The organism is Pseudoalteromonas sp. AS71 (genome assembly GCF_038900275.1).
Classification (GTDB): domain Bacteria; phylum Pseudomonadota; class Gammaproteobacteria; order Enterobacterales; family Alteromonadaceae; genus Pseudoalteromonas.
The window spans coordinates 15,381-29,256 of sequence record NZ_JBBMQZ010000017.1 but is presented as its reverse complement, the minus strand read 5'-3'; the positions used below and the strand labels follow the sequence as shown (position 1 = coordinate 29,256).

At 39.3% G+C, this 13,876-nt stretch carries 13 protein-coding genes; 7 read left to right on the top strand and 6 right to left on the bottom strand.

All coding sequences use genetic code 11. The annotated features are described in order from the left end of the window. Positions 1-58: 58 nt before the first annotated feature. Positions 59-463, bottom strand: coding sequence for a DUF4440 domain-containing protein (locus WNY98_RS13595; protein ID WP_342878140.1), 405 nt, complete (start codon positions 461-463; stop codon positions 59-61). An 8-nt stretch (positions 464-471) separates the two neighbouring features. Then, a complete protein-coding gene (locus WNY98_RS13590) occupies positions 472-1,779 on the bottom strand; it encodes an amidohydrolase family protein (protein WP_342878139.1) in 1,308 nt (435 codons plus the stop codon). Positions 1,780-1,932: 153 nt separating this feature from the next. On the opposite strand from WNY98_RS13590, the gene WNY98_RS13585 reads away from it, so the two are divergent. Continuing rightward, entirely contained in the window at positions 1,933-3,012 is a 1,080-nt protein-coding gene (locus tag WNY98_RS13585; protein WP_076925733.1) for a ketoacyl-ACP synthase III, read from the top strand. A 70-nt stretch (positions 3,013-3,082) separates the two neighbouring features. After that, positions 3,083-3,469 carry a VOC family protein gene (locus WNY98_RS13580; RefSeq protein ID WP_342878138.1) on the top strand — a complete coding sequence of 129 codons (387 nt, stop codon included), beginning with the start codon at positions 3,083-3,085 and terminating at the stop codon, positions 3,467-3,469. 20 nt (positions 3,470-3,489) lie between these two features. On the opposite strand, the gene WNY98_RS13575 is transcribed toward WNY98_RS13580, so the two are convergent. Next, complete coding sequence (locus WNY98_RS13575; RefSeq protein ID WP_342878137.1) at positions 3,490-4,851, bottom strand: leucyl aminopeptidase family protein; 1,362 nt, start codon at positions 4,849-4,851, stop codon at positions 3,490-3,492. Between the two features lie 88 nt (positions 4,852-4,939). Then, a complete protein-coding gene (locus WNY98_RS13570) occupies positions 4,940-5,362 on the bottom strand; it encodes a hypothetical protein (RefSeq protein ID WP_342878136.1) in 423 nt (140 codons plus the stop codon). A 105-nt stretch (positions 5,363-5,467) separates the two neighbouring features. Between WNY98_RS13570 and WNY98_RS13565 the strand changes: the two genes are divergently transcribed. From WNY98_RS13565 to WNY98_RS13555, 3 genes are all read left to right on the top strand, one after another. Continuing rightward, positions 5,468-5,638 (top strand): oxidoreductase-like domain-containing protein, encoded by a 171-nt coding sequence (locus tag WNY98_RS13565; protein ID WP_342878135.1) that lies wholly within the window; start codon positions 5,468-5,470, stop codon positions 5,636-5,638. Positions 5,639-5,954: 316 nt separating this feature from the next. Continuing rightward, positions 5,955-8,537, top strand: coding sequence for a TonB-dependent receptor (locus WNY98_RS13560; protein WP_076925741.1), 2,583 nt, complete (start codon positions 5,955-5,957; stop codon positions 8,535-8,537). A gap of 249 nt (positions 8,538-8,786) precedes the next feature. After that, complete coding sequence (locus tag WNY98_RS13555) at positions 8,787-10,220, top strand: sulfotransferase (protein WP_342878134.1); 1,434 nt, start codon at positions 8,787-8,789, stop codon at positions 10,218-10,220. Here WNY98_RS13555 and WNY98_RS13550 read toward each other — a convergent pair. Beyond that, positions 10,168-11,121, bottom strand: a complete 954-nt coding sequence (locus WNY98_RS13550; RefSeq protein ID WP_342878133.1) for an alpha/beta fold hydrolase — start codon at positions 11,119-11,121, stop codon at positions 10,168-10,170. The two genes, WNY98_RS13555 and WNY98_RS13550, sit on opposite strands and share 53 nt — an antisense overlap. 128 nt (positions 11,122-11,249) lie before the next feature. Between WNY98_RS13550 and rlmF the strand changes: the two genes are divergently transcribed. Beyond that, a complete protein-coding gene (gene rlmF, locus WNY98_RS13545; protein WP_342878132.1) occupies positions 11,250-12,182 on the top strand; it encodes a 23S rRNA (adenine(1618)-N(6))-methyltransferase RlmF in 933 nt (310 codons plus the stop codon). A gap of 40 nt (positions 12,183-12,222) precedes the next feature. Next, positions 12,223-13,227 (top strand): low-specificity L-threonine aldolase, encoded by a 1,005-nt coding sequence (ltaE, locus tag WNY98_RS13540; RefSeq protein WP_342878131.1) that lies wholly within the window; start codon positions 12,223-12,225, stop codon positions 13,225-13,227. Here the strand turns inward: ltaE and WNY98_RS13535 are convergent. Next, complete coding sequence (locus WNY98_RS13535) at positions 13,201-13,794, bottom strand: thymidine kinase (protein ID WP_007582344.1); 594 nt, start codon at positions 13,792-13,794, stop codon at positions 13,201-13,203. The genes ltaE and WNY98_RS13535 overlap by 27 nt on opposite strands. Positions 13,795-13,876 lie beyond the last annotated feature (82 nt).

The following is a 13,876-nucleotide window of genomic DNA, read 5'->3' as shown; positions in this document are numbered from 1 at the left end:
CAAGAGGTAATTGCCCAATCAAATGTTTAATAAGGTTATTTTAACGGTTATATGATTTTTAATCATCATCCATCGAAATTGAAAACGGTGCACAAGGCGTTCCTTGATGAAACACCATTTGCCATTGTTCACCTTGTTTACGCCAAAGCGACATACGCAATGAATAATTAAATTCACTGCGAGCAGAGCGCCTATAAGCAGCTTGATAACTAAGTTGCACTACATCATCGCTCAGCATTCGGCCCTTAAAATGCTGATTATAAAACTGTGGCACAACCTCGGTAGGTAAGCGGGTAAGTACTTGGTATTTATTAAATGTAGTGCCGTTGGCTGCAATTTCGATAAATTCATCATCGAGTAAAGCATCTAATGCGCGCTCAGATTGGCGAATCTCTGGGTCTAGTAACTGGCGCTCAGCGTCAATCAAATGATTAAACAACGACACTTTTATTTTGCTGCTCATAACCTTCCCTATTGTTTATAAACTTGCCCGGCTTTCATAACAAATTGCACGTTTTTAAGTACGTCGATATTTTTAAGCGGTGAGCCATTCACACTGATAATATCTGCTTGCTTACCAACACTCAAGTCGCCAATGAGTGCGCTTTGCCCCAGTAGTTTAGCTGCATGTATGGTTGCTGACTTAATAGCTTGGGCTTCGCTCATACCATTGTTTACCATTAAACTAAATTCGTTAGCATTAAGCCCATGACGCGACACACCTGAGTCTGTTCCAAAGGCTATATTAACCTTGTTTTTCAGTGCAAGTTTAAACGAAGCCTGCATTTTTGGAGTCACTTCACGCACTTTGTCGGCTATTGCCGGTGGCATATTTGGATTTGTAAGCACCTCTTCGCTTACCGTTGCACCCGCTAAAAGCGTCGGTACTAAATAAGCTCCCGTTTTTTTAAATAACTTTATTGCCTCTTTATCTAAATAAGAGCCATGCTCAATAGAATCCACACCGGCTTTTAAGGCCGCTTTTATACCTTGTGTACCGTGTGCATGGGCTGTAACTTTACGTCCTAAGTGGTGAGCCGTATCAACAATTGCAATCAGCTCTGCATCTGTAAGTTGTTGGTTAACCCCAGCAGCGGTATTACTTAGTACTCCACCCGTGGCAGTAATTTTAATTACATCAGCGCCACTTTTTATTACCTCGCGTACCGCACGGCTACAATCATCCGCGCCATTACAAATGCCAATCCCACCTGTAACCGCATCTGTAATGTCTTTTCGATAACCGTGCATATCTGCGTGTCCACCGGTAGGCGATATTGTATTACCCGCTGCAAAAATGCGAGGGCCGTTAATATCATTTCGCTCAATAGCGCGTTTTAGCGGAAATATTACTTTGTGATCGCTACCTAAATCTCGCACTGATGTAAAACCCGCATCGAGCGTACGTTGTAAATATTTAATTGAGCGCAAAGCATAATCGGCATCATATTCTGTTGCCCAGCGGTGAGGATTTGCTTTAGCATCTCGCTCAAACGTAACGTGAACATGCATATCGATAAGACCTGGCATTACAAATTGATTTTTAAGATTGATAATATCGGCATCAGGTAGGTTGAGTTCTGCTTTTGTGAGGTAGCCGTTTTTAATGGCTGTTATTGTATTATCTGTGATGACTAACGTTTGCTCTGTTTTTACTTTTTGATCCTCGGATGCAAGTAAACTGCCCGCATAAATAACTTTATGCTGTTGAGCAAAAGCCTCATTTGTTATTAATGCCAGCGTTATTGAAGTGAATGTTGCTATTAGTGTTGTTTTCATACTTGCTCCTTTTTTATACTAGCATTACCTTAAATAACCCGTAATTGCGAATATTTACGATACAAAGCATGCTATAAACTAGTCTTGAAAGCCGTTTTTTGGTATAACTCACCCATTAGAAATACATGTCAGACCACCTTAAGAGAACATACTATGCCTTACGCACATATCACTGGTTGGGGTAAATGCATTCCACCAGCAAGCATTAGCAACGATGAAATTAGTGAAATAGTTGATACCACCGACGAGTGGATAACCACGCGTACAGGCATTAAATCTCGCCGAGTGAGCCATGTAAGTACCGCCGAGCTGGCAACCGTTGCTGCTAAGCATGCTATTGCGTGCGCGGGCGTTGATCCTAAAGATATTGATTTAGTAATATTAGCCACTTGTACACCTTCTACTGTTGTGGCAAATACCGCCTCACAAGTGCAAAAAAATATTGGTGCAACTGGCGCTGCCGCAATGGATACAAACGCGGCATGTTCGGGCTTTTTATATGCATTGCAAGCTGCTACAGCACAAATTCAAGCGGGTATGATCAAAAAAGCAGTGGTCATTGCCGCTGAGCGTATGACCTGGTACGTAAACTGGGCACGCCGTGACAGCGCTGTATTATTTGGCGATGGTGCAGGTGCTGTCGTACTTGAAGCAGCAGATACACCAGCGGGTCTACTTGGTACTAAAACCGGTTGTGACAGTGAAGACCGCGATATTTTACACATCACTAACTTTGGTAGCGATTTAAATAAATATGAGCCAATTGGTCCATCTGATTTATTATTTGAAGGTCGTGAAATTTTCAAACGTGCTGTAAAAGGCATGAGTGAAGCGTGCGACGACGTACTTAAACAAGCCGATTTGAGCCTTGATGATATTAATGTACTCGTTCCACACCAAGCTAACTTACGTATTATTCAGGCTATTCAACATCGTTTAAAAGTACCTGACGAAAAAGTAATGGTTAACATTGGTGAGTATGGTAATACCTCTGCTGCCACTATTGCTATTGCGTTATGTGAAGCCGTTGAGCAAGGGTTAATTAAACCGCATTCAAACATTATGTCTGCTGCATTTGGTGCAGGCCTAACATGGGCTGCAAGTTACATAAAATGGGGCGAACGTGTAACGCCTATTAGTGTAAGCGATGCCGCGTTACCGCCATGTGATAAAACTGGTTTAGAGCTTGTAGCACCAGCTGTTAAAGCATGTAAAGAAGCGCAGCAAAGCTAACAAAAGATGTAATAACCCACATTTAAAACGCACTTATTTAAGTGCGTTTTTGCTTTTTAAGGAATTAAATTTGAAACTTTTAGGTATTCATCACGCTGCCATTATTTGCAGTGACTATGCACGTTCTAAACACTTTTATAACAATGTACTTAAACTTAACGTTATTAATGAGCACTTTAGAGCCGATCGTAACTCTTATAAATTAGATTTAGCCATGCCCGATGGTAGTCAAATAGAGTTATTTTCGTTTGATGGCGCACCTACGAGACCAAGCTATCCCGAAGCACAAGGCTTAAGACATTTAGCTTTTAAGGTAGCTGATATACAGATTTCAAAAACGTATTTAGAATCGTGCGACGTAAAAGTTGAGGATATTAGAGTGGATGAAATAACCGGCAAAAAGTTTACCTTTTTTGCCGATCCAGATAATTTACCACTTGAACTATACGAGGTTTAACCCCGTATAGTCATATAAGATTAGTTAAAACGGTTTTGTAAGTAAGTAAACACCGCGCGAATACCTAACGCTTCACCACCTGTTGGACGACCTGGTAATGCACGTAAGTTCCATGCCATTACATCAAAGTGCACCCATGGTGTTGTTGGTTCAACAAATTCTTTTAAGTAAAGCGCTGCGGTAATAGCACCACCAAACGGTGTGCTTGCACAGTTTGCCATATCGGCTACATCACTTTTTAGTAAGTTTTTGTATTGTTCAAACAACGGAAGCTGCCAAACAGGATCATGGACGATTAAACCTGCATCAATAATACCATTTGCTACATCGCGCTGCGTTGAGAAAAAGCCCGGAAGCTCCGTGCCCAGTGCAACACGACATGCGCCCGTGAGAGTAGCAAAATCAATAATTAGCTCAGGGTTGTCGTTTTGTGCTTCGCTTAATGCATCACACAATACTAATCGCCCTTCTGCGTCGGTATTATCAATTTCGACCATAATGCCTTTGCGTGTTTTAATTACATCGCCTGGGCGAAATGCATTTCGCGATACTGCATTTTCAACAGCGGGTACAAGCACTCGTAATCTAATTGGTAAGTTAGCTGCCATAATAAGCTGCGCTAGTGCAATTACGTGCGCCGCGCCGCCCATGTCTTTTTTCATGTTACGCATGCCAGAGCTTGGTTTTAAATCAAGTCCACCAGAGTCAAAACATACGCCCTTACCTACTAGCGTAATTAATGGAGCATCTGTTGCACCCCATTTTAAATCGAGTAAACGCGGTTTATTTTCGCTTGCACGACCCACCATATGAATAGTCGGGTAGTTTTGCTCTAGTAACTCATCGCCAATCCACTGTGAAAATTCGCCATTGTAAGTTGCAGCTAAATCTTCCATTACTTGCGATAAATGTTGCGGCATCATATCTACCGCTGGAGTATTAACTAAATCACGTGCAAGTGTAATGGCATCAGCTTGTTGGCTAATACGGTCAAACAACGCTTTATCGCTAATGGCTAATTGCGCTTTTGCTGTTGGTTTTTCTTTATATTCACTAAATTCGTAACCACCAAGCACAAACCCTAAAGCAACTTGCTCTACAAAAGCGCTCTCGCCTTGAATTTGATAAGTACCAGTAGGAAGTGTATTTGCTAAATTACCCGCAGCCCAAAAGTCATCGCTACTTTGCATTAAACAAAATACCTGGCTTAACTCGCCCGTTTTAGCATCAGGGATTAAAGCAACACCTTGCTTTTCAAAACCTGTATTAGTTAACCAATTTTGTATAAATGCAGGCTGCTGTGCTTGCCAGTCAGATAATTCGTTTTTAAGAATAAAAGATAAAGGAATACCAGAAGATGTATGACGTAGTAATGCACTCATTAAAAAGCTCATATAATATAAAAAATGGTACTTAAGAGCATATCAATAAGCGCACCTAAAAGGTATCGCTAATTTGAAGGGATTTTAGTTACTTTTTTAAGCTGTTTTTGGATTCTTGCTTTTGATTTTCTTGATCTATTTTAGCATCAAGTTCTTTAATAGATTTGTTTATATTAAACGAGCTTGGCAGTACATCAACTCCCACTAAACTCCCTAATTTAACAACTAAAGGAATTGTAAGCGGGGCAAAAGGTAATACAGCAAACACACCGAGCCCTAGCCCTTTTAGAATATCAACAAACTGTTCATTAGCGCGTTTTAACTCCTCTTTACTTGTTTGGCCTTGGGTATAGCGCCTATAAATAGAGAGCATTTCTTTGGTTTCTTTTTTTTCTTGCGCGAGTGCGATTTTAAGCGCCACCATAGCACGACGAAAACGCAGCTGTTGGCGTTTCTTACTAATTTTAACTACCCGCCAAGGCGCACGGTGAATAACTTTATATAATCGCATAGCTTTTATTTTCACACAGCGGCGCAGGTTAACAAAGAATAATTTACTTGCTACGGCCTTTCACTTACTCTTATTGCACCAAATTAGTATTAAATACATACAATAATGCAAAATTTATCAAGTCAAATACCGCAAAAGCCTGAAAAACCGAAGCCTGATGAATGCTGTGGCGGCGGTAGTTGCTGCCCCTGTGTGTGGGATGAATATAAAGAAAAATTAGTGGCTTGGCGCTGCATACAAAACATTAAAAAACACAAGGAAGAAACAAATAAATAACATTTTAATATTTCCAACGCATTAAAATTCCTCTTAACAACCCTATTTGCACTTATTTAGTTCATTTCCACTTCACTTTGCACCACTGTTGCATTTTTTATTAAATTGAACCTTTTTGTTATCAAACGGTTAATTAACAATTGCTCTCCTCGTTTTTTACCTATAGTCTGTAGATAGGACTTCACAAAAAGTAAGCTTAATTGATTAGGCTTTTGAGGTAAGACCTCAAACTTATGTGAAACAAAAATTATGTAAAAAATAAATGATGTGAAATTAGCATCAAAAATAAGAATTATTCTAACTGGGGAAAATTAGAATGAAATTAAAAAATAATGCGCTAAACCAAGCAATCAAATTTGCTTTAGCTACAACCACTGCAGGGTTGTTTTTTTCAGGTACTGCTGTTGCAGCAGACGAGCAACAACAAACTAAAGTAAACAAAAACGTAGAGAAAATTGCCGTAGTAGGTACGCGTTCAGCTCCACGTTCAATCGGTGATTCACCGGTGCCAATCGATATCATTGGTGGCGAAGAGCTTGAAAAGTCGGGCAACACTGACATGCTTGAACTTTTAAAAGGTGCCGTGCCATCTTTTAACGTACATCAAAACCCTATTAGCGATGCAGCCTCTCTTGTTCGCCCAGCTAACTTACGTGGTTTACCATCAGACAGCACATTAGTTCTTTTAAACGGCAAACGTCGTCATCGTGCTTCTGTAATTGCGTTTTTAGGCGGTGGTATTAATGATGGTGCCCAAGGTGCAGATATTTCAGTTATTCCAAGCATTGCTATTAAACAAGTAGAAGTACTTCGTGATGGCGCAGCCGCACAGTATGGTTCTGATGCAATTGCCGGTGTAATGAACTTCCAGTTAAAAGACGCTTCAGAAGGCGGTAAATTAGAAATTCGCCATGGTCAATTTTATGAAGGCGATGGGGATACAACACAAGTGTCGGGTAACGTGGGCTTACCTTTTACCGACAATGGCTTTGCTAATTTAAGTTTTCAATACAAAACAGCAGATGCAACAAGCCGCTCAGTTCAGCGTGCCGATGCTGCAGCTCTTTCAGCTGCCGGTGTTCCTGATGTATCTTCGCTCGCACAAGTATGGGGCGCACCTGAAGTTGATGACGATATTACAATTTTTGGTAACGTGGGTTTAGAGCTCACTAACGATTCTGAATTTTACATGTTTGGTAACTACTCTGAACGTGATGTACGTGGTGGCTTTTACTACCGTAACCCACAAACGCGTTCTGGTGTTTATTCAAATGATGGTGGCGAAACTCTGCTTGTTGCAGATTTAACACCTGATATGAGCGCTAACTGTCCTACTATTGCAATAACAGATGGCAACGTACTAGATGATCCAGCTTACATAAATGGTGTAGCGAACAACCCAGATTGTTTTGCATTTAACGAATCGCTTCCAGGTGGTTTTACACCTAACTTTGGCGGCAACATTACTGATACTTCTTTAACTATCGGTACTAAAGGGCGATTCACTGGTGGTTTCTTAAAAGATACTTACTATGACTTAAGCGGTACTGTGGGCTTAAATGAATCACGTTACTTTATTTACGATACAGTTAATGCCTCTTTAGGTGCAGATACACCACGTGATTTCAGCCCAGGTAAATATGAGCAACTAGAGAAAAACTTTAACTTTGATTTATCAAAGGGTGTCGACTTTGGTTTAGCTTATGATGTAAATATTGCCGGTGGTTTTGAATGGCACGAAGAAACATTCACTATCATTTCTGGTGATGAAGCATCTTACACTGCAGGCCCTTTAACAGAACAAGGTTTTGGTATTGGCTCTAACGGCTTCCCTGGTTTTAAACCATCACAAGCAGGTGAGTTTTCTCGTCGTAACTATGCAGCATACGTTGATGTTGAAGCACCGTTTACTGAAGATTTCCTAATGGGTGTGGCGCTTCGCTTTGAAGACTACGACAGCTTTGGTACTACAACTAACTACAAAGTAATGGCTCAATACCATTTAACTGAAGATTTAAATATTCGTGGCTCTGTAAGTAGCGGTTTCCGTGCACCTACAGTTGGTCAAGCTAACGTAAGTAACGTACAAACAAGCTTAGACAGCGGCGTATTACAAGATTCAGCGCTTCTTCCACCAACAAACCCAATTGCAGTGCAATTAGGTGGTACAGAGCTTGAGCCGGAAGAATCACAAAGCTATACGCTTGGTGCCGTATACACAATCGGCGAGTTATTTTTAACGCTTGATTACTACAACATTCAAGTAGATGACCGTATTAGCCAATCAGATAAAATCAACTTAAGCCAAGCAGATAAAGATACACTTACAGCGGCTGGAGTTCCTAATGTACAAGGTCTTGCTCAAGTAAGCTTTTTTACAAATGACTTTGATACAACAACACAAGGTATCGATTTAGTTGCAAACTATACAGCTGAACTAATGGGCGGTAGCTCTACATTTAGCCTTGCTTATAACTGGAATGATACTGAAGTAACTCAATTTAGTGAGATTACAGGTGCGTTTAAAGTTAAGCGCTTAGAAGAAGACTTACCGAATCATCGTGCAACGTTCACATTATCTCAGCAGTGGGAATCAGTTTCTGCATTTGCTCGTGCAAACTACTACGGCGAATACCAAGGTGTTCACGTTGATTATGATGCAACAGCTAAAACAGCTGATGCTGCCGTCACTATTGATGCTGAAGTAACTTACTTCTTAAATGAATCAGTTAGCTTCTCTGTAGGCGCTCAAAACTTGTTTGACCAAGATGCTGAAAAACTTGATTTTGCAGATGCAACGGGAATTCCTAATAACAACTGGGGTGGTCAATACTATGAAACATCTCCGTTTGGTATTAACGGTGGCTTTTACTACGCGAAAGCAACATATACTTTCTAAACTATTTTCATGAAGAACCAAAGGCGAAATGTTAAAGACATTTCGCCTTTTTAATTTTATAGTTAATAAAAATAATAATGAACAATACCAATTGCATTGAATAAGTGTTCTATTATAGCGCTCAGAAAATAGCGTAATAACAAGGCAAAATTATGATATATAGTTGCTCTATATGAATAATTTTTAACGCAGTGAGTACGCTATTTAATGCGATAGAATGATTGTTTTTTTAATAAAATTGGTATAACTATGCTACTTAATAAAGCTAACCAACTACTGCAACAAAATAAACTCAAAGAAGCTGAGTTTCATTTTAAAACGCTATTAAATAGTAACCCTGAAAATGGTGAAGCTTTATTTGGCTTAGGCAGAATTGCCTTACGACTAGAACGCTATGACTCTGCTGTATACTTACTCCAAAAAGCATGTGAGCGAATGCCTCATATGCTTGAACCATTACATGCACTAGCAGATGCGTTCAACGGTGTTAATTCGCCAAACGATGCGTTAACTGTTCTCGAATATGCAAAAAAGTTAGCGAGTCATAACCCAGAACCCCACTACTACTTAGCCCAACACTACTTAACATATGGCGAATTAGATAAAGCCCACACAACGTTTGCCCAAGCTCTCAGTATTGGCACCTACCCAGTAACAGCCTATATTTTATTTGAACTTGTACAGTTAGGCCGCTTTAATAAAGAGCATAATTATGTAAGTAATTTACACCACTTATTAACTCAAACGAGCAATTTACGTTTAAAAATGGTGTGTTACTACGCATTAGCAAACAGTTACGATGCACTTGAAGATACCGAGCAAGCATTTAATTACTTTATATTGGCGAATAAATTACAAAAAAAATTAAGTGAATTTAACACTAAAGATTTAATCCCTTTTTACGATGAAATAATAAAATACAACACCGAGGAATTTATTGCCTCTGCCGATGAAAAGTTTACAGGTAATATTACGCCTGTTTTTATCATTGGCATGCCTCGTAGTGGCTCTACCCTCCTGAAGCAAATGTTGGCAAGCCATAGTCAGTTTTCGAGCCTCGGAGAGAGTACAAGTATTAGTAATAACGCAGTTGCTTTTATTGAACAAAAAACGGGAGTTGCTTACCCGCAATGTTTGGCGCATTTAACACCTGACCTAATAAAAAAAGCCCGCGAACTGTATATCACAACTTTAAAAACAGCATCGCCCATCAGACCTTTTATAATAAATAAACTGCCTAGTAATTATCAATCGCTAGGACTTATATATAGGCTGTTTCCTAATGCTAAATTTATAAACTTAAGTCGTGATTTTAATGCCACCGCATTTTCTATCTTCACTAATTACTTTGCTGAAAACGAGCCTTATTTTTGCTCACTATCTGAGTTTAAGCTTTATCATAAGTTGTATGAAAAAATGATGAGGCATTGGCACTCCTTTAAAGATATGCCAATTTATGATGTCAGTTACGAAGATTTAGTGAGTAACCCAAAAGAGCAGCTAACGCAGTTACTTGGTTTTTTAAACTGTCATTTTGAAGAGCGCTGCTTAGCGTTTTATAAACAAAAAACACCGGTAACCACGTTGAGTAAACATGCTATTCGCCAACCTATTAATAACGCCGCAATCGCTAAGTGGGAGCGTTACAAAACACCGCTTTTAAAGTTACTTGATGAGAATTAATCGGATGTGCTTTAAACCAATTAAGTAAATCTTTAAATTGATCATCACGCGCACTTGGGTGGGTAAGCATATTAATATGATCGTAATCAAAATTATGCCCGTGTTTACGACCGTAAATTCGCATTTGTTGAATGCCAGGCCCAGATTCGTCCATAAATTTTTGAATATCGATTGGTTGAGCTAGTGCTTTATCTTTTACCGCAGCAATATGAAGCGTTGGCGGTAAATGCAGGCTGTTTAGCGCTTTTGCATAATCAAAATTATCATCAGAATCTATCCATGGCTTCTTTTTAGCCCATTGCATACTTTGATAATGCGACTTTTGAGTTTCGTTATCGCTTCCCCACTTATAGCCCTTAGCATTTAAATAGCCATGTTTTTTAGCAAGTAAAGGCGCCATAAAATACCAAATTAAATTGGCTTGTAATAGTTTTTGAGGATGATTATTAAATAAAGAACGCTTAGAGCCAAAATATACACACGCTTTTACATCATTAGTATATTGAGGGAAACGTGCAAACGCGCTGTTCATTAATACTCCGCCCCAAGAGTGAGCAACCCAGTAGTCAGGCTTCTTGCCTTCAATCAACTCTATTTGCTTAATAAACGCTGGAATATCTTCTAAAATGGCTTCAGTTTGCCCGTACTTAGCGTCACTCGAAATAACCGGTTTACTATCACCTCGGCCACGTAAATCGGCCACATAACATCTATATCCATGCTCAGCCAAAAAAGGGGCAAGTCCTTTATTCGAATGGGTATAAAAAATTTTACCGTTTTCTACAGCTCCATGCATAAAAAATACGACAGGCCCTTGCTGATTTTCATCGCTAATACGGCGTAAATGAAGTGTTTGTTGATCAGCTAAATTAATAATTATTGATTGCTGAGAAATCGCCACAGTTATTCCTTTTTATTATTTTCAACTCATCCTACCAGCAATATTAAATATACCAAAGGAAATGTCTGCACTTTACTCATCAGCATTTGTTACAATCATCACATCATATCTGTTGTTAAAATGAAGCCATGAAAGAAAATAAAGCACGTTCAAAATTACACCCTCGTAACCTACATAAAAATGGGTACGACTTCGATTTATTAACAACAGAGCACCCTGCTCTACTGCCCTTTGTTATAACAACACCTGCAGGTACTAAAAGCATTGATTTTAGTGATAACAAAGCCGTTAAAACATTAAATCAAGCTCTTTTAAAAGCACATTATAATATTGATTTTTGGGATATTCCTGAGCACAATTTATGTCCACCTATACCTGGGCGTGTTGACTACATTCATTACTTAGCCGACTTATTAAGTGATGATAATCAACAACAAATACCTTTAGGTAAGCAAATTAAAGTGCTTGATATTGGCACTGGCGCTAACTTAGTTTATCCGCTTACTGGTACAAGTGAATATAAGTGGCATTTTACAGGGACTGATATTGATGCAGCCTCGGTAAAAATAGCAAAGCAAATTGCTCAGTTTAATAGTTTAAAAATAACCCTAAAACAACAAAAAAACGCATCACATATTTTTAAAGGCGTTGTAAATCAAAAAGATCTATATCATTTGACGCTCTGTAACCCTCCGTTTCATGCAAGCGAAGAAGAGGCAAGTAAAGGCAGTGAACGTAAGTGGAAAAACCTAGGAAAAACACCCAGTAGCGCACTTAATTTTGGTGGTCATAATAATGAATTATGGTGTGAAGGCGGTGAAGTACAGTTTATCTCTAACATGATTAAAGAGAGCGAATACTTTGCAGAGCAAGTACTGTGGTTTACGTCGTTAGTCTCTAAAAAAGATAATATTGCAGCCCTTGAAGAAGTATTAAAAGCCCACCCAATAGCACAATATAAAATAGTTGATATGGCACAAGGTCAAAAAATTAGCCGCTTTATTGCATGGAGCTACTTTGATAAAGAAACTCGTGAACAAATTTGTAGCGAGCTGGCTTAGTACCAATTTTATTAAAAACAATAAAAAGGATAAGGCAATCATGATAGATTTTCGCTCTGATACAGTTACAAAACCAACAAAAGAAATGCGCGATATTATGTACAACGCACCGGTTGGTGACGATGTATATGGCGATGATGAAAGCGTTAACCAGCTAGAAGCTTATGCGTGTAAGCGTTTTAACTTTGAAGCTGCTCTTTATTGTAGCTCAGGTACACAAGCCAATTTACTTGCAATAATGGCGCATTGTGAACGAGGTGACGAATACATTTGTGGCCAAAATGCTCACAACTATAAGTTTGAGGGCGGCGGAGCAGCTGTTTTAGGGTCTGTGCAACCACAGCCTATTGAAAACGATGCTGATGGCAGTATACCTTTTAGTAAAATAGCTGCAGCAATAAAACCAGACGATTGTCATTTTGCAAAAACGCGATTACTTAGCTTAGAAAATACCATAGGCGGAAAAGTACTCCCGCTTGAGTACTTAGCCCAAGCTCGTGACTTTGTTAACACGCATAATTTAGCGCTGCACTTAGACGGCGCACGTGCTTTTAATGCCGCTGTTGAGCTAAATGTTGATATCACTGAAATTACAAAACACTTTGATTCAGTTTCTATTTGTTTATCTAAAGGCTTGGGAGCGCCCGTAGGCTCTTTATTATTAGGCTCACCAGCACTTATTAATAAAGCAAGACGATGGAGAAAAGTACTTGGTGGCGGTATGCGCCAAGCCGGAATGCTTGCAGCCGCTGGGCAGTTTGCACTTGAGCACAATATAGAGCGCTTAAAAGACGATCATGCAAATGCACGTTATTTGGCTCAACAATTAAGTGAAATCAGTGGCTTTACTGTCGATATGAGTAACACCACTAATATGGTTTACGCAACATACACTAACAGTATAAACATTGAAGAGATTGCTGAGGCACTTAAACAACAAGGTATATTATTTAGCCCAAGCAAGCAGCTTAGGCTAGTAACGCATTTAGATATTACGCGCGAAGATATTGATACATTTTTAAATGCTTTGTCGGCCCATATTTAACGCGGCTTTATAATGTTTGCGGCATACCGAAACATATCGGTCATTGCCGCCAATTTCTACTTGATTACCATCGGCTATTGCTTCACCATTTTCATCGGTACGAAGTACATGGTTAGCTTTACGCCCGCAGTGGCATACAGTTTTAAGCTCAACTAACTTATCAGCCCACGCAAGTAAGTATTGCGACCCTATAAATAGCTCGCCTCTAAAGTCATTACGCAGGCCATAACACAATACCGGTATACCAAGTTCATCAACCACATCGGTTAATTGCATTACTTGTTCTTTTGATAAAAATTGACACTCGTCAACTAATACACAATGGCGTTTTTTATCATTGTTGAGTGATTGAATAAGATCAAAAACATCTTTGCTAGCATCAAATACATGCGCATCAGCTTGCAAGCCAATACGAGACGATACTTTACCCACGCCTTGTCTATCATCAATGGCCGCAGTAAGGATGACAGGTTCCATGCCACGTTCTTTATAGTTAAATGCAGATTGTAATAACGTGGTTGATTTACCTGCGTTCATTGCAGAGTAGTAAAAGTATAATTGAGCCATTGCGGTGCCATTTTATAAAAAGTGCGCTTATGCTACCTTAATATTAAATTAATACCAATTTACAAACGCGAATTTAATTTTG